The organism is Dawidia cretensis (assembly GCF_018598175.1).
GTDB classification, from domain to species: domain Bacteria; phylum Bacteroidota; class Bacteroidia; order Cytophagales; family Cyclobacteriaceae; genus Ohtaekwangia; species Ohtaekwangia cretensis.
Map to the genome: position 1 here is coordinate 23,483 of NZ_JAHESE010000006.1, position 16,804 is coordinate 40,286.

Here is a 16,804-nt window from a genome sequence, read left to right on the forward strand (position 1 = left end):
TCGGCAGGGTTACGATAGTGCCGGGGAATTTGTAAATTTATACGCCCATAAATATCTAACATCCCCTACCATGAAGAAAAACGGGATCATCCTGTTGGTTGCGCTGTTCCTGGCGTGTGCCCAACCTGCGCTCTCCCAAAATAAAAAGTATGACAAGTCGCTCGCCAAGATCGATGCGTCGTATGCCGGGGGTAGCTTTGAGAAAGCCGAAAGCTCGCTGGCCAAGCTTAAAAAGACGATTACGGCTAAGATGGGGCCGCAGAATACCTACATGCCGGGACTTTACTTACGCGAGGCCCGCATTGGCCTGGCGTTGGGGATGTTGGGCGGCTTTGACAAAGCGCTGGAAAATGCACAAGCCTCCAGCCTGGCCGTGTTTGGGGAAAACAGCGCCAGCTATGCTACCACGCAGATTGACGTTGCCGAGATCTATAACGCTTACGGTAACTACCGCATCAGCCGTGAATATAGTACCAAAGCGAAAGAACAACTGATCCGCACGGGGCAGATGACCGACCTGTTGAAAGGTCGCATTGCCCTCGTGGAAAGTGAAGCCCTGATCGGCCAGGGATTTTGTAACGACGCCCTGGGAATCATGCGCGAGCAGGAAAGCTTCTTTGCCAGCCGTGCAGTCGAGAAAGAAACCAAAGTGGAAAGCGGCGTCATCAAAACGCAGCGCGTGCCGGAAACCGAGCTGATACAACGGTACGGCGATTATGCACGCCTGCTGACACAAATTGCCGTGGCCTATAGCAAAAAGGGTAGCCTCATCAGCGCGGACTCCGCCTTTACCGCTGCGCGCACCTGGCTGAAAAGCAACCGACGTTTCCTGGGCGAAACTGATCTCTCTGCGGAGCGCAACAACTATCAATGGGCCATCAGTTTGATTGAAAACGGCAACCTTATCCTGCCGAAGGAATTAGAGCTCAACCGCACCCTCGACGATCTAAAGAAAAAAGCAAACCCTACCAACACGCTCGCGCAAGACATCTATATCGCCCACCTGCACAAGTTGCTGGTAGACGAAGAGAAAAACCGCTACGTAAATACAAAGGCGGAATTTGAGAAAGTGCTGAGCAAGTATTTTTCGAAAGGCAGCGTGGTGCGCATCAATTTGCAGGCAGTAGAGTTCGACACCAAGCTTGGGCGTGATAAAACCAAGAATGTGGAAGGCGAAGCACTGGGGGTACTCAACACCAAGACCTTGCCGCGCAATCACCCAACTGCGCTGAAGATCCTGAACTTCCTGTATAATGCTGCCATTGCGGAGAAACGTTATGCCAATGCAGAAAGCTATCTGAATCAACGCCTGGAGATTGAGAAGGAGCTGTACGGCGAAATCTCGCCGGCGTATCACCTGTCGCGCATCTTTGCAGCAAACTTTTACCTGGATTATACCAACAAGTTTGAAGAAGCCGGCAAAATCTACGAAGAAAGCTATAACAAAATTGTTGCCCCGCAGATCGGCGACCGTCACAAAGACCTGCTGGACATTCTCAATCACCTGGCTACCTACTATGAAGCGGTTGATTCATACGCCCGCGCCTCTAAAACATTAAAGGCAGCCCTGGAAGCGGCCCGTCTTAAATACGATTATAAAGACATCTTGTATGCTGCCGAGCTCAATAAGATTGCTTACCTGCAGCTCAAGCTGGGCGAATATGAAGAAGCGGAAAAAGGTTTGACGAAGTCGCTCGAGGTCATCGACATGAAAGATAACCGCGACTACAAAGAGTGGCGCCCCACGTACATCAATGCGTTGGAAACGCAGGCCAAGCTGTACGGCATCAAGGGTATGTTTGACGAAGCCGAAAGCAGCCTGGAGCGCTCGCACAAGCTGATTACGCGCTCCAAGACCGATATCAACAGCGAACTGTCGGCGGAAGAAGAGCTTACCGCGCTCTTTATCCAATTGGGCCGCTTCTCGGAAGCTGACCGCCTGGTGGCCGACCAGATACCCGAGTCGGAAAAACTTTATGGCAATACTTCCCGCCGTCTTATAGACCCATTGGTGAACAAAGGCCGCCTGCTACTGGCCAAAGGCGACTATACCGAGGCTGAGCGCACGGCGACTCGCGCCAACCAGATCGCAGTCAAGACGTACGGCATGACCTCCACCAAGACGGCGCCCACGCAAAAACTACTGAGCGATATATACTATACGCTCGGCGACTACGACAAAGCCGAAGAGAACATTACCAAGGCCCTGAGCAGCCAGGAAAAACAGTTCGGCCGCAACCACATTGAAGTGGCCCGCTCGCTGGCGCAACTGGCGCTGATTAAATTCTATAAAGGCGACAATAGCAAAGAAGTAGAAAAGCTGATGCTGGAGGCCCGTACGGTCATTGAGACTCGTCTGGGTAAAGACAACCCGCAATACGCCGAGATCATGAAGAACATGGCCGTGCTGTATATCTCTGAAAAGAAATTTGACATTGCCTTCAATGCGTTGACAGTAGCCGAGAACATCTGGCGTACGAAGACCGGCACAAAAAACAACATTAACGCTGCTGCCATCTATACACTGACCGGCGACGTTTATTACCAGCAGAAAAATTACAAGAAGTCGGAAGAGTTTTACAACCAGGCAAAAGACCTGTACGAAAAATTCTTCAGCCGCACACACCCGGAGTATGTCAAAGTGCTCTCCAAGCTCAGCAAGGTGTATTACATGCAGCATGACTACAAGCGCTCGAAGAACATGATTGAAGAGTCGCTGAACAACTACGAGAAGTTCATCAAAGAATTCTTCCCGGCCCTGAGCGAGCGCGAGAAAGCGAAATACTGGAACACCATTAAAGGCGATTTCGAATTTTACAACACGCTTGCTTTTAGCAACCTCGATGACTTCAAGGACCTGGCCGGCAAAATCTACAACTACCAGCTGCTGACCAAGGCGCTGCTGCTAAGCTCGTCTATTAAAGTACGCGAGCGCATCCTGAACAGCACGGACGAGGAGCTGAAGACCCAGTATACCACCTGGGTGCAGAAGAAGGAGATGCTCACGCTGGCCCTCTCGATGAGTCCTGCCCAACTGACCGAAAACCAGATCGATCCCATGGGGCTGCAACAGGAAGTAGAACGCCTCGAAAAAGACCTGAGCCAAAGCTCGGAGCTGTTTGGCCAAAGCTTTGACGACAAACGCATCTCGTTTGAAGATGTTAAGAAAATTCTGAAGCCGAACGATGTGGCGATCGAGATGGTGCGTTACCGTCACTTCAATCACTCCTTTACGGACTCGATCATCTACGCCGCGCTGTATATCAAGAAGGATATGGTGAAGCCAAGGGTGGTGATGCTGAAAGATGGCAAAAAGATGGAGACCCGTTTCTTCAAATTTTACCGTAACGCCATTGTCGGCAAAGTGCCTGACACTTACTCGTACGGCGTCTTCTGGGAGCCCATTGCGAAAGAGATCGGCCAGGCCGCTACAGTATACCTGTCGGCCGACGGTGTTTATAACCAGATCAACCTGGAGGCCATTCCGACACCCGATGGTAAATATGTGATCGACAATTCCAACATTGTATTGGTCAGCAACACCAAGGATCTATACCTGCGCAGCATCAAGACACGCCCCTCCGCCACAGAGAACACGGCGACGATGTTTGGCAACCCGTCGTTCTATGTCACAGCTTCGGCTGATCAGCGTATTTCCGCACTGCCCGGTACGGAAAAAGAGGTAACGCAAGTACAGTTTATGCTGAAGCAAAAAGGTTGGCTTACGGCAGAGTATATGGAGAAGCTGGCGTCGGAAGAAAAGATCAAGGAGCTGAAAAACCCCAAGATCTTCCACATTGCCACCCACGGTTTCTACCGCCCATCCATGCAGGTGAGCCTGGAGCAGGAGATTGAAGGTAACGAGGCCATGTTGGCCCAGAACCCGCTGATGCGTACAGGCCTGCTGTTGCGCGGTGCCGGCGACCTGATGGACAAGACCCAGTATAATTTCAACATGGAGAACGGTATCCTGACGGCCTACGAAGCGATGAGCCTCAACCTCGATAAGACCGACCTCGTGGTGCTCAGCGCCTGTGAGACGGGCCTCGGTGATATGGAAGCCGGCGAAGGAGTATATGGCCTGCAGCGCGCGTTCCTGGTGGCCGGCGCAAAAGTTTTGATCATGAGTATGTTCAAGGTAGACGACGAGGCCACGCAGAAGCTGATGCTTAAGTTCTACCAGAAGTGGCTCAACACAGGCAACCTGCGCGAAAGCTTTATTGGTGCCAAGAAGGAGCTGCGCACCGAGTACCCCGAGCCAATCTACTGGGGTGCGTTTATCATGATTGGACTAGAATAACACAAGAAAATAACAGATGACAGATACGTTGCGCGGAGATTTGTAATCACTTCGCGCAGCGTCTGTTTTTAAAAGATCTTCTTCAGACGCTCCGTCATTTCCAACACCGCGGGGCATACCAGCGTGTTCTTATAGGTCAGCTCCAGGATCTGCACCATCTTCTTCCGGTCGGTGTGCGGATATTCGCGACACGCTTTGGGGCGGTCTTCGTAGATGCCGCAGTAGTTTTCGTGGTCCAGAAAGGGACATGGCGCGGTTTGCAGCACGTAGTCTTTGTCTTCGTCTATCCGCAGGTATTTCTCCACAAAGTCGCCCGGTTTCATGCGCAGGGCTTTGGCGGCACGTTCAATGTCGTGCTGGTAGAAGATGGGGCTGGTGGTTTTGCAGCAGTTCGCGCAGGCCAGGCAGTCGAGCGCTTCGAAGACCTCTTCGTGGGCCTGGTGAAAATGGTCGTCCACCACACGGGGATCCTTGCGTTTTAGCCCCTGCAGAAACTTCTTGTTCTCGGGGGCCCGTTTTTTTGCCTGCTCACGAAACCGCTCTACATCCATTCCGCAAAGTTATTATTTTTACCGTCCATGAACACGGTAACAATCCTTTCTGCCATTCAGCGCCACGTCACCCTGACCGATGAGGAGACCGCGTTTTTTACCTCCCTCCTGCTGCCCCAACGCGTACGGCAGGGCGAGATGATCGAGCGGGAAGGAGAGCCTACCCGGTGTTTTATCTTTGTTAACGCCGGCTGCCTGATGACCTATTTTACGGATAAGGACGATGTCGACCACGTTATTCAGTTTGCCACGACGGGCTGGTGGACGGGCGACCTGCACAGCTTTACCAAACAGATCCCGTCTATTTACACGACCAAGGGCCTGGCCGACAGCGAGGTATGGCTGCTGCCAAAGGCCAGCATGGAGCAGTTATTGGAGCGTGTGCCGCGTTTTGAGCGCTATTTTCGCATCATTTTCCAGAACTCGCTTATTACCCAGCAACACCGCATTATCCAGAGCTACTCGGCCACAGTGGACGAGCGTTACCTGCACTTCCGTGAAAAATACCCGTCTTTAGAGCAATACGTGCCCCAGAAGTACATTGCCTCCTACCTGGGCATTACGCCCGAATTTCTCAGTAAGGTGCGCCGCCGGTTGATGGAAAAGTCCTGACGACACCTCCGATCTTAACCTAGTTCAATAAACTATCCATTCTTTCTTGTTCTATATCAAGCTATCCCCGCTGGGAGAGCGGCTACCTTTGTATTGTCAAAACGACGGAAAAACATTCAAACACAATAAAACATTAAAGATTATGGCAACTATCTGGAACATCGATCCTACCCACAGCGAGGTACAATTTAAAGTAAAACACCTGGTGATCTCTACCGTAACAGGGGCTTTCAAAAAATTCTCAGGTAGCATCGAAGCGGACGGCGAAAACTTCGACGGTGCAAAAGCACAGTTCAGCCTGGACGTGGACAGCATCGATACCAACCAGGCTGATCGCGACGGCCACTTGAAGTCTGACGACTTCTTTGCTGCTGCACAACACCCGGCTATTACTTTCAAGAACGGTGTGCTGAAGAAAAAATCTGCTGACAGCTATTCTCTGACTGGCGACCTGACGGTACGCGACGTAACAAAGTCTGTTGTCCTCGACGTTGAATTCGGTGGCATCATGAAAGACCCTTGGGGCAATATCAAGGCTGGTTTCGAGCTGAACGGCAAGATCAACCGGAAAGACTTTGGCTTGAGCTGGAGCGCCCTGACGGAAGCGGGTGGCATGGTCGTAGGTGACGATGTTAAACTGCACCTGAACGTGGAAGTAGCGAAGAGCTAAGGGCTCATCGGAAGTATAAATAGCGGAGGCCATCTCATATTTTGAGGTGGCCTCTGTTTTTTCCGCCTTTTAATAACTGAGCGGTACCGTTCAATCAGTCGACCGGTGTTCATGTGGCTATTCCCCTAGCTTTGTGTTGTACCCGAAAACCACAACGTTTATGAACACTTTACTACACCGCCGGTGGAATTTCCGCCTACCCGCGATCATTGCTATCGCCTTTATACTGTATGCGCAACAGGCCTGGAGTCAGGCCGCTATACCCTTCACGCTGAACAACCGCTCGGCTTACACCGATGCCAATGTGTATGTGGCGGTGGTGGGTATCATCAACGACAACCACGTATGGATCGACACACGCACCGGCGCGGTGCGGACCATGAGCACGGCAGACAATACCGTGCAGGGCCCCGTAAACAATGGCGACCAGGGGCCTGGCGGCAATGGAAAGTATGCCAATTGTTTTGCACGCCTCAGTGAGATCCCGAACAAGACCATTCAAGTACCCGGTATCGTTGGATGCCGGATTCTGATCGCGTTCAACTCTCCGTTATATCTATATTTCTTCGGCGCCACGGGCGGTTACGCCGCGCCGAACCTGGCCAACCCCAACGATCCTAACCAGGGTGTTCGCTTTGAGATTATCGAGCTGGCCAATGCTACCAATGGATTATGGGCCAACACCACACGTGTCGACGCCTATCAATATCCCATGGGCCTGGAGGTGTGGGGCAATAATAGCTTTTATAAAAAAGTGGGCGAGCTGAAAACGCATGCCGACATTCTGGCGCAATGGCAATCCACCGCGCCTACTGCCTTTGCCAGCTGTCTGGATGCGACCAAGGGTATTATCCATTGCCCTTCTAAAACCCCAGCCTTTTCGCCCGGTGGCGCGCAGGGTAATTACCTCGGCGGGTATATTGACGCGATCTGGTCGAAGTATACTTCCGGCGACCTGGTATTCAACGGCGGCGATGTCGGCACCTGGCGCGGCCGCGTGTCCGGGCAGACCTTTACATTTACCCGCAGCTCCGACGGGGCGATCGCGACGATTACGCGTAAGCCTACCACCATCGAAGCGTTGGAAGGCAGCGGCTCGCTGGCCGCGGGCAGTGGGTTGGACAAGGCCGTACAGACGCAGATCTGTGCTGCCATCAACCGCCATGCTATCAATCTCAATCTTGCCACCGGCGCCACGCAGGACTTCTCGCCTGCTTCCGGATACTACGGCACTTCGCCCTATAACTGGTATTCTAAATTCTGGCACGGTACCGATATCAGCCACGACGGATTTTCTTACGGCTTCTGCTATGATGATGCTTTCGACCGGTCGTCGACGATCAATGCTTCTTCGCCTATACGTGCTACGGTTACCATCGGTGGTTTCGCCGGCACAACGGGTGGCGGATTCAGCACGGTGATTCAGGCGGAGTCGTGGGCCTATATGGCCGGCGTGCAAACGGAAACGACCACCGATGCCGGCGGCGGTCTGAACGTTGGCTGGATCGACGCAGGCGATTGGCTGGCTTATAACATCACAATACCCCAGGCCGGTACATACCGCATCACATACCGTGTGGCGTCGCCTAACAGCAATACCACGCTCAAGCTGGAAAAAGACGCCGGCGCCACCCCACTGGGCATGGTGACCGTTCCCAACACCGGGGGCTGGCAGAACTGGGCGAATGTATCGCACGACGTAACATTGCCTGCCGGGACGTACGCCGTCGGTATTGCTACCACTACGGGCGGATTCAACCTGAATTATATTACTGTCGCCAGTACCGCTGCTGCCAGCGCGCGAAGCCAGGCCGAAAGCAAGACCACCGCTACGGTAACGTTGCGTGAGGAGAATGCCGTGGTGCTCTCGCCTAACCCTGTGCGAGACCTGCTGTCGATACACCATGCTGAAAATGTGAAACGCGTGAGCATCTATACCGTGGAAGGCCAGAAAATAATGGCTGTTGAGAATCCCGGTAGCGCGATCTCTGTACAGCAGCTGAAGCCCGGCATCCACATCGTCGTGGTCGAGCATCAGGATATGACGATACGCAAAGAGAAGATCATGAAAGAATAACCATTAACCTGAATATGAGATCTGCCTTCGCCAAGGCTCCGGCGGACAAGTAAGAAAAGGCCGTCCCACGTGGGACGCCTTTCTGTTTTATCAGATCTTGTGTTTGATCTGTGCTACGAGATGTTGAAACTCGGCTTTCTCGCGTATCGCGGGATTCCACGCCAGACCGAGCTCGATCAGGTCGATCGTTTCCGTGATGGTCGCACCCGGCTGGTCTTTCTCACACGCTAATACAAACGCGGTGTCGGAGATGGCCAGTGCGTTCTCGACGTCGTGGCTGATGATGATGAGCGTGTTAAGCTCATGCAGCGTTGATATTTTGATCAACAGCTCTATTACACGATCGATCATAAGCGCGTCGAGACCGGAGAATGGCTCATCCAGGAGTATATAACGGTTGCCCGTCAATACCTGCTGCAGTATACTTACCCGTTGACGCTGACCGCCCGAGAGCAGCATAGGATATTTCCTGAGGTGCGCCGTCAGGTCAAACTGTTCGGCATACGTCGCGATGATTTCACCCTTCTCTTTATCTGTCTGCCCCGATTGGCGCATCGCCAGGCGCAGGTTTTCTTCTACGGTGCGGTGATGGAAGAGCAGGTAGTTCTGCGCTACCACTCCCACCTCGCCCGCTACTACCGGGTGTTGCGCTATGCCGATCCGCACCTCACCGTGGGTGGGTGTAATCAGGCCGGCCAGGATCTTGAAGAGCTGTGTCTTGCCAATGCCACTGCGGCCTATCAGCGAGATCACCTGCCCCTGGTTCAACCCGGGACGAACGATGTTGTGAATACGGAAGTTGACGTCGCGCAGGATGAGCTGATCATACGTGAGGCTTATCCCTTGCACATCCATCAACAGCTCTTGTTTGGAATAGGTCATTTGCGTGTTTGAATGTTGACGTATGGAAAGAGCCACACCCTCATCTTTTTCAACAAGAAGTCAAAGAATACACCGACGCCGAATATGATCACCAGGATGGCAAAGACGGTGCTGAGGTCGATGTATTTGTTCGACTTGATCAGCATGGTGCCCAAACCACCTTCAGACATATTTAGCCCCTCCACCATCGTGATCATCATCCACGCGATGGCAAAGTTCTGGCGCATGACTTCAAGCACCTGGTCGAGGCGCCCGACGATGACTACTTCCCACAGCGTACGCCAGCTGTTCATGCGCAGCGTTTTGCACAGCTCGTATTCTTGTGCCGGTATCGCGTCGATGATCGACAGCAACGACGTGACGAAGAACGGCACAATGCCAAACACCAGCAGGCTAAGTTTAAGCTGATGGCCGTCATGGGTAAGCAATGTGAACAAGAAGATCAACCCTGTCAGCGTGAGGTACCGGCACTTGACAATGAAGCGCGACACCGGTGTAAACAAGGGGATCAACGACAGGTAGCTTACCACCAGTGCAATGACGATCGACAACCCCATGCCTGTAAGCGTTAGCCCCAGGCTGGTCAGGAAGTTGTCAAGGAAGTATGACGACGTCACAATCGAAAACGCCTGGCCGGCAATCTTCGCGGGCGTCGGGATCAGTCCACCTCCGCCCAGGATCTCCCAGAGAGAAAGGGCGACCGCGGCTTCGGTCACTACCAGGATGGCCGCGGTCTTCCCTTTTACGGGAGTCAATGGACGAATGATCTGTTTGATAAAATCCATTGCCCGATTATTCATTATTCACCCAATACAATTTGCACACGGCGGTTCTTGGCGCGGCCGGCAGCCGTAGCGTTATCGGCAATCGGTTTGGCGGGGCCAAAGCCTTTCGACTCGATACGCGCCTCGGTCAGGCCTTTGCCCACGAGGTAGCGTTTTACCGCCGCCGCACGAGCTTCTGACAGCTCCTGGTTGACGGCAATGCTACCGGTGTTATCGGTGTGACCGTAGATCCCTACTTTCAGGCCTTCGGCCACCACCGAGCTGCTCAGGATCTCGTCCAGCACCTGGTACGATGTAGGTTTGATCACGGCGCTGCCGGTCTCAAACTGGATCTCGTATGTGCGCGACGATACCTCCGTGGTGATCTCCGCCGAGTAGGTCTGCTTTAACGCCTGACCTTCCAGGAGCTCGGGATGATTGACCAACACTGACTGCAGGAACGACTTGTCCACTATAGTCGAGTACGCCGGGTATGTAGCCATGTATTCCGGGTACATCTTCGAGAGTATATCACCGAACGTGGTGTACACGATCTTGTAGCGGTCGATGCCGTCTTTACCCAGGCCGAACATGTTGGCGGCGTCCTGCAGGTTGAAGGCCATGGAGCCACCCAGTGACACCATGTTACCCTGACGGTCTTTTTCGGTAACACCGTTGTAGTATTTCAACCAGTAATCGGCTGTCTGCTCGTTATATACCTTCGCGGAGACCTTGGCGGCAAATACCTTGGCTTCCGTAAAAGAGCGCACCTGGTCGCCCGCCTGGCCCAGCATCATGATCAGGTTTTCGATGTCGGTACGGTGGTCGTAGGCGAACTTCTTGATCGTGATCGTAATGTTTGGCATCTGCGACGAGTACTGCTTAGTGGTGGCGATGGATACCAGGCCACCTTTTTGCTGGGCGATGTTTACGTCGGCCGGTGTCCAGGTCGATACAGCGTCCACACCTACCGTGATCTCTTCGCTTACTTTTTTACCGTCCTGAATGAGCTTGCGTGTTTCCTTGTAGCCGGTGATGTATTTGTTGGCGGCATCGAGGAAGTCGTTGGCAGCAATCAGGTTGATCGCGTTCTTGTCATACGTCGTTTCGTCCGGGTTTACTTTCAGGTTATTGTCACCTGCCCACTTCAGCAGGATGTTCATGTCGCCGTCGCGCAACACACAGGCTACCGTTTTACCCACGGCCGAGGCAGGATCTTTTTTCCATTCAGCGGGTCCCATCAACTGGTCTTCACCGTATGATTTACCCATGGCGTAGAATGCTACAGGCTGATATTCGGGACCCAGGGGCTCCAGCTCTTTGGAGAGCGCTGCGAAGAAGGCCGGCATACCGTCGCCCATGAAGGACGCGAATACACCCGGAGCGTCAGGGTTGTTTTTATAATCCTGTGCGAATTTGACGATGTCGGTAATCGACTTGAAACAGTCGTCCTGTCGCACGATCTGGATCTGCAACCTGGACTTATCGGCCAGCGACCCCTTGGTAGTGTTCGCGCCACCGTTGGCATAGAGCAAGGGGAACTGCGAGTTCCACGCCATGATCTTCCACACGATGCGTGTACCACCGTTTACCGATTCCTCTTGCGAAGGCAATGGCAACGCTATCGCGTTACCGGCGAGCGAGGCTTCCGGTGCGTCGGGCAAGGCCACGCGACCGATGTCGTGTGACGCTTTTGCTTCCTGCGGACGTTTGTCATACCAGTACAGCTTGCCAACGAAGATGAGTGCCAGGGTAAGAACAATCAAGAAGATCTTGCCCGATGATTTTAATTTAATAGCCATAGTAATGTAGGTTTGTTGTTGTTTTAGTTGGTTACGTTGTTGTTCTGTTATTTTAATAGGTCCTGAAACGCAGTGCCTTCGCCTGATCCTTTTGCTGTACCCCCGGTGGTGAGCTTAAAGGCACCCTCCACGTTGAAAGACTCGAGCATTTTGAGGCCTTCTTTTTCATAGGTAGCATTGTCGAGGTCGATCGATTTCATGAAGTCGGCCGAATAGGTAATGGCCTTTTTCATGTTGGCGAGCTTACCCGCGATGTCTTCCTTGAGGTATTCCATGGACTGTTCTACCAGCAGCTTCTTCTCAGGGTCGCCTTTGAAGATCTTCAGGGCGGAGTTCAGGGCACGGTTACCCGACGTGACGGACTTATACAGGTCGCGCTTCAACTCCAGCTCATTGCGTGCGTCTTCAATGAGGTAGGCACTGTTCTGGTGAATGCGGGTGAGGTATTCACCAATGCGCGACAGGTTATCCCGGATCGGCGTCAGCTGTTGGATATACTCCTTCAGTCGGCCGATCTGCCGCGTCATATTGCCTAGCTCCGGCAACATGTTTCGCTCGCGCGCCACGTGTGCCCTGGTCATGAACTTGTTGATCTCGCTTTCCTTTTCCTTAATCTTGAGATCGATCTTCTCCTTCTGACCATCGACTTCGAGCGATTGTTTGTATAATTTCTCACGCTCTTCGGTCATGTCGCCGATATAGTCCTCGGCAATGATGAAGGGGTCCAGCTCGATTACGATACCCACGAACTTCTTCATCAGAATCTCATAGAGGTAAAAGAGGCCTAGCCTAAACTTCCGGTGCGTGACCATGTAGAGGAATGCGCCGAGCGATGCCAGGGCAATACCAAAGTTTACTGTGTTCCATACGACCTTGGTTAGCACGGGCAGTACATAGTAGCCAGCCGCCACCAGTAAGCCGAGGCCTACGAGGGTTCCGAACTTGCCACCGGGCCGCTTCCAGTACGACTTAAGCTGTTGCGAGTCCGTAGGAAAGAATTGTGTCTCCATAGTTTATAGCGTTGTTTGTATTTTGGTTATGTCGTTGTTGATCTTTCGAAGCATGGCCTCGCACGCCAGCGCGTAACCTTGCTTGTTGGTTTCCAGCTTTTGTTGTTCGTCGGCAATGGAATCTTGCAGGACCTTCATCGCCGCCTGCGACTCGGTGATCTCCTGCGTAAGCTTCCGGATCGCCTCCGAATGCTGCACGATCGTTTCTTCCAGCTGCTTTACCTGCTGCTGTTGCTGACTGATCGCGTGGTCGCCTTTCTCGCGCGCTGCCTTTTCGAAACTACTTTGGTCCTGTTCGATGAGCGTTTTATACTTTTCTGCCGTTTCCATCAACTTCGCTTTGGTCAATCCTTGTATGGCCAACGAGGCATAGGTAGCAGCGATGCGTGCGCGCTCATCTTTGATGTGCACTTCGAGTGTCTCCATCATTTTCCAGAACTCGTAGTAGTCCGGTCCCGGCAGGTTTGCCTGATCAAAAAGCTTTTCGAAGTGTTGTTCGAACTTCTCAAAGGTTTCTTCGTTCAGCGCCGGACGAGCCGGTGCCCTACCCTGCGGAACTGCGTCCGGTGGTTTTGCGCTCTGTCTTTCGACTGTTGTCCGGCTATCTTTTTGGGATAGCCCATGCGTTGCCTTGTCCTCCTCGAATTCCACGAAGAGGCCCATGGCCTTTTTGAAAATTCCAGCCATTGTTGTTTGGTTTATGTGAAGAAATTAGAGAGGCCGAGTAGACACAGTAGTATACTTTCTTCGGCGATGCTCCGCGAAGGCAATAGAAGGACCTGGTTTAAGTTTTTAAACCTCGTTTGTTGTTCGGTACGTCAGGGGAAATAAACCAGCCGTCTAGGAATGCCTTTCTGCAGAGAATTAGAAAGTAGCGGGGGGATTACTGGTCATGTTCGTTGTTGAGTGCTTGTTAATGCGTTGTTCGTGGGAGAATAAACGTAGCTGTTACAGTTTAGTTGAGATTTTGAAAAGGTTGCGTTAAATAAAAATATAGTATAGCGCTTGGAAATTGTTTAGAATATACATTTCGGTAAAAATCGACATATTAATATAGTATAGTAACGGTGGGTGTGGATGGCAAAATATCACCCTGTAGGGCAGTAAAAACATGGACAAAAACGTGTAATTTGGGGTAAAACGGCACTTGCGGTGTTTGCGGTACGGTTCCACGCCAGTAAGACTGGCCGCAATTTCCGTCACAAGTACCGCGCTTACGCTAGCGCTTGGCGCTAATACCTTGCGCCAGCAAATCCTTTTAAATCAGATCCTTTATATAAGCAAAAAGGCCGCCCGGAATAGGCGGCCTTTCAATAGCATCAAAATGATGTCAGTCTACATGCGCTCGGGCACTTCAATGCCCAGCATATGCATCGCGCGTTTGATAGAATTGGCGATGGACTGAGATAAGGCTATGCGAAACTTTAGCTTGTTTGTGTCGGTCTCGTTAAAGATCGGTATGTTCTGGTAGAATTTGTTGTACTCCTTTGCCAGGTCGTAGGCGTAGTTGGCAATGATGGAGGGAGCGTATTCACGGGCAGCTTCCTGTACTTTGTTTTCAAATACGCTCAGCACTTGCAGCGCTTCGCGTTCAGCGGGCTCCAGGGCAGTCACGCCGTTCAGGTCGGCGGCCGATACCTGCAAGTCCAGGCTCTCGGCCTTGCGGACGATGGAGCGGATACGTGCGTGGGTATACTGGATGAACGGACCGGTAAAGCCTTGCAGCTGGATCGATTCCTGCGGATCAAACATCATCCGCTTCTTGGGATCTACTTTCAACAGGAAGAATTTCAACGCGCCCAGGCCGACCATGTTAAAGAGACGCTTTGCTTCGTCGCTGCTCATCTCGTCCAGCTTGCCCAGCTCACGCGACTGCTTTTCGGCGTCCTCGTACATTTCCTCCATAAGCTCGTCGGCGTCTACGACCGTTCCCTCGCGCGACTTCATCTTACCGGTAGGCAAGTCGACCATGCCGTAGGAAAGGTGGAAGCATTGCTTGGCCCATTCGTAGCCCAGTTTGCCCAGGATCAGGAACAACACTTTGAAGTGGTACTCCTGTTCATTGCCCACGGTATATACCTGGCCCATGATTTTGGGGAAATCGCGGAAGCGCAGGATGGCGGTGCCGATATCCTGCGTCATGTATACGGAGGTGCCGTCGGAACGCAGCAATACTTTTTGGTCCAGGCCGTCGGCCGTCAGGTCTACCCAAACGGAGCCGTCGTCTTTCTTAAAGAATATACCTTTCTCTACGCCTTTCAACACTTCGTCGCGGCCCAGCAGGTAGGTATCGGATTCGTAGTACAGTTTATCAAAGTCCACGCCCATTCGGGCATAGGTGGCGCTAAAGCCTTCGTACACCCAGCCGTTCATGGTCTGCCAGAGAGCCACCGTATCGGGGTCTTTCTGCTCCCATTTGCGCAGCATGTCAGACGCGAGCTGCATGATGGGGGCCTGCTTCGCGGCCTCCTCTTCGCTGGCGCCTTTGGTGATCAGGGCCGCCATCTGCGCCTTGTAGGCTTTGTCGAACTCGACATAGTATTTGCCTACGAGGTGATCGCCCTTCATATTCGTGCTCCGCGGCGTTTCGCCATCGCCGTACAGCTTCCAGGCGGCCATGGACTTACAGATGTGGATACCGCGGTCGTTGATGATCTGTACTTTGTGTACGATATAGCCGTTGTTTTTGTAGATTTCGCTTACGCTCCACCCCAGGAAGTTGTTGCGCAGGTGACCGAGGTGCAAGGGCTTGTTGGTGTTGGGCGACGAATACTCGATCATGATCTCCTGGCCGTTGTCCGGCAGTTGACCGTAATTCGGGTTGGCGACAATTGCGCGCAATACATCTACCCATACCTGGTCGCTCAGTACCAGGTTCAAAAAACCTTTTACCACATTGTAGCGGCTCACGATGCCGGCATGTTGCACCAGGTAGTCGCCTACCAGGCGTGCCGTTTCTTCGGGACCTTTGCGCGACAGTTTGGTGAGGGGGAAGCACACGACGGTGTGCGAGCCTTCAAACTCGGCGTTTGTGGGTTGCAGTTGTATAGTTGACAGCGGCTGACCAAACAGGGCTTCGGCCGCTTGTTTGACCGCTGTGCGAAGTGACTGATCTACGTTCATAATAAAGATACCCCTACCACTCGAGTATGTAGGCAAACATCAGGGGTGCGACAATGGTCGCATCTGATTCAACAATAAACTTAGGTGTTTCAATGCTCAGCTTACCCCATGTGATTTTCTCGTTGGGTACTGCGCCCGAATACGAGCCGTAGCTGGTGGTCGAGTCGCTGATCTGGCAGAAGTAGCTCCAGAAGGGCACGTTAGTACGCTCCAGGTCCTGGTGCAACATAGGCACCACGCAGATCGGGAAGTCACCGGCAATACCACCACCGATCTGGAAGAAGCCGATACCGTCTGTTACGGCATTTTGTGTGTACCAGTCTGCCAGCCATACCATGTACTCGATACCCGACTTCATGGTGCTGGCCTTCAGCTCGCCCGTTAGAACGTACGACGCGAAGATGTTACCCATGGTGGAGTCTTCCCAACCCGGTACAACCATCGGCATATTGCGTTCCGCGGCGGCGATCATCCAGGAATTCTTCGGATCAATTTCATAATATTGCTTCAAGTCTCCGCTGTTGATCATGCGGAACATAAATTCATGCGGAAACAGGCGCTCGCCCGCGTCTTCCGCATCTTTCCATACCTTGAACAGGTGCTTCTGCAGACGGCGGAAGGCTTCCTCTTCGGGAATACACGTATCGGTTACGCGGTTGAGGTGGTTTTCCAGAAGGCCCCACTCCTGCTCGGGCGTGAGGTCGCGGTAGTTGGGAATGCGCTTGTAGTGTGAATGTGCCACCAGGTTCATGATGTCCTCTTCGAGGTTGGCACCGGTACAAGAAATGATGTGCACCTTGTTCTGGCGGATCATTTCGGCAAAGCTGATGCCCAGCTCGCCGGTACTCATAGCGCCAGCCAGCGTTACCATCATTTTTTTACCTTCGGCAAGGTGTTTTTTATAGCCTTTGGCGGCATCTACCAGCGCAGCTGCATTAAAATGCAGAAAATTTTTCTCGATAAACGACGATATTGGTGTGTTCTGGCTCATGGCTTGTGTTATTCAAATTACG

The 16,804-nt window shown here is 52.5% G+C and carries 12 protein-coding genes; 4 read left to right on the forward strand and 8 right to left on the reverse strand.

The genetic code is table 11. From position 1 onward, the window contains the following. Nucleotides 1–70: 70 nt before the first annotated feature. Nucleotides 71–4,300, forward strand: coding sequence for a CHAT domain-containing protein (locus KK062_RS08705; protein WP_254083892.1), 4,230 nt, complete (start codon nucleotides 71–73; stop codon nucleotides 4,298–4,300). A 68-nt stretch (nucleotides 4,301–4,368) separates the two neighbouring features. Here the strand turns inward: KK062_RS08705 and KK062_RS08710 are convergent, their stop codons facing one another. Then, nucleotides 4,369–4,851, reverse strand: a complete 483-nt coding sequence (locus tag KK062_RS08710; protein ID WP_254083893.1) for a YkgJ family cysteine cluster protein — start codon at nucleotides 4,849–4,851, stop codon at nucleotides 4,369–4,371. Between the two features lie 27 nt (nucleotides 4,852–4,878). Between KK062_RS08710 and KK062_RS08715 the strand changes: the two genes are divergently transcribed. The 3 genes from KK062_RS08715 to KK062_RS08725 all read left to right on the forward strand — a co-directional run bounded on the left by KK062_RS08715 (nucleotide 4,879) and on the right by KK062_RS08725 (nucleotide 8,210). Continuing rightward, nucleotides 4,879–5,463, forward strand: coding sequence for a Crp/Fnr family transcriptional regulator (locus tag KK062_RS08715; RefSeq protein WP_254083894.1), 585 nt, complete (start codon nucleotides 4,879–4,881; stop codon nucleotides 5,461–5,463). Nucleotides 5,464–5,605: 142 nt separating this feature from the next. After that, complete coding sequence (locus tag KK062_RS08720; protein ID WP_254083895.1) at nucleotides 5,606–6,133, forward strand: YceI family protein; 528 nt, start codon at nucleotides 5,606–5,608, stop codon at nucleotides 6,131–6,133. Nucleotides 6,134–6,293: 160 nt separating this feature from the next. Next, complete coding sequence (locus KK062_RS08725) at nucleotides 6,294–8,210, forward strand: beta-1,3-glucanase family protein (protein WP_254083896.1); 1,917 nt, start codon at nucleotides 6,294–6,296, stop codon at nucleotides 8,208–8,210. Between the two features lie 90 nt (nucleotides 8,211–8,300). On the opposite strand, the gene KK062_RS08730 is transcribed toward KK062_RS08725, so the two are convergent. The 7 genes from KK062_RS08730 to KK062_RS08760 all read right to left on the reverse strand — a co-directional run bounded on the left by KK062_RS08730 (nucleotide 8,301) and on the right by KK062_RS08760 (nucleotide 16,782). Further along, nucleotides 8,301–9,092, reverse strand: coding sequence for an ATP-binding cassette domain-containing protein (locus tag KK062_RS08730; protein ID WP_254083897.1), 792 nt, complete (start codon nucleotides 9,090–9,092; stop codon nucleotides 8,301–8,303). Beyond that, nucleotides 9,089–9,877: an ABC transporter permease gene (locus KK062_RS08735; RefSeq protein WP_254083898.1), complete on the reverse strand. Its 789-nt coding sequence runs from the start codon at nucleotides 9,875–9,877 to the stop codon at nucleotides 9,089–9,091. The genes KK062_RS08730 and KK062_RS08735 overlap by 4 nt, the downstream gene beginning before the upstream one ends. Before the next feature lie 14 nt (nucleotides 9,878–9,891). Further along, nucleotides 9,892–11,658, reverse strand: coding sequence for an OmpA family protein (locus tag KK062_RS08740; protein ID WP_254083899.1), 1,767 nt, complete (start codon nucleotides 11,656–11,658; stop codon nucleotides 9,892–9,894). Between the two features lie 47 nt (nucleotides 11,659–11,705). Beyond that, complete coding sequence (locus tag KK062_RS08745; RefSeq protein ID WP_254083900.1) at nucleotides 11,706–12,668, reverse strand: hypothetical protein; 963 nt, start codon at nucleotides 12,666–12,668, stop codon at nucleotides 11,706–11,708. Between the two features lie 3 nt (nucleotides 12,669–12,671). Then, nucleotides 12,672–13,355 (reverse strand): hypothetical protein, encoded by a 684-nt coding sequence (locus KK062_RS08750; protein ID WP_254083901.1) that lies wholly within the window; start codon nucleotides 13,353–13,355, stop codon nucleotides 12,672–12,674. A 648-nt stretch (nucleotides 13,356–14,003) separates the two neighbouring features. Continuing rightward, nucleotides 14,004–15,791, reverse strand: a complete 1,788-nt coding sequence (argS, locus tag KK062_RS08755) for an arginine--tRNA ligase (RefSeq protein ID WP_254083902.1) — start codon at nucleotides 15,789–15,791, stop codon at nucleotides 14,004–14,006. Nucleotides 15,792–15,804: 13 nt separating this feature from the next. Further along, complete coding sequence (locus KK062_RS08760) at nucleotides 15,805–16,782, reverse strand: deoxyhypusine synthase family protein (RefSeq protein WP_254083903.1); 978 nt, start codon at nucleotides 16,780–16,782, stop codon at nucleotides 15,805–15,807. Nucleotides 16,783–16,804 lie beyond the last annotated feature (22 nt).

Coding starts and splice junctions, on each gene's coding strand:
- argS (WP_254083902.1), bottom strand. CDS start 15,791: ATGAACGTAGATCAGTCACTTCGCACAGCGGTCAAACAAGCGGCCGAA.
- KK062_RS08760 (WP_254083903.1), bottom strand. CDS start 16,782: ATGAGCCAGAACACACCAATATCGTCGTTTATCGAGAAAAATTTTCTG.
- KK062_RS08720 (WP_254083895.1), top strand. CDS start 5,606: ATGGCAACTATCTGGAACATCGATCCTACCCACAGCGAGGTACAATTT.
- KK062_RS08730 (WP_254083897.1), bottom strand. CDS start 9,092: ATGACCTATTCCAAACAAGAGCTGTTGATGGATGTGCAAGGGATAAGC.
- KK062_RS08725 (WP_254083896.1), top strand. CDS start 6,294: ATGAACACTTTACTACACCGCCGGTGGAATTTCCGCCTACCCGCGATC.
- KK062_RS08710 (WP_254083893.1), bottom strand. CDS start 4,851: ATGGATGTAGAGCGGTTTCGTGAGCAGGCAAAAAAACGGGCCCCCGAG.
- KK062_RS08745 (WP_254083900.1), bottom strand. CDS start 12,668: ATGGAGACACAATTCTTTCCTACGGACTCGCAACAGCTTAAGTCGTAC.
- KK062_RS08750 (WP_254083901.1), bottom strand. CDS start 13,355: ATGGCTGGAATTTTCAAAAAGGCCATGGGCCTCTTCGTGGAATTCGAG.
- KK062_RS08735 (WP_254083898.1), bottom strand. CDS start 9,877: ATGGATTTTATCAAACAGATCATTCGTCCATTGACTCCCGTAAAAGGG.
- KK062_RS08705 (WP_254083892.1), top strand. CDS start 71: ATGAAGAAAAACGGGATCATCCTGTTGGTTGCGCTGTTCCTGGCGTGT.
- KK062_RS08740 (WP_254083899.1), bottom strand. CDS start 11,658: ATGGCTATTAAATTAAAATCATCGGGCAAGATCTTCTTGATTGTTCTT.
- KK062_RS08715 (WP_254083894.1), top strand. CDS start 4,879: ATGAACACGGTAACAATCCTTTCTGCCATTCAGCGCCACGTCACCCTG.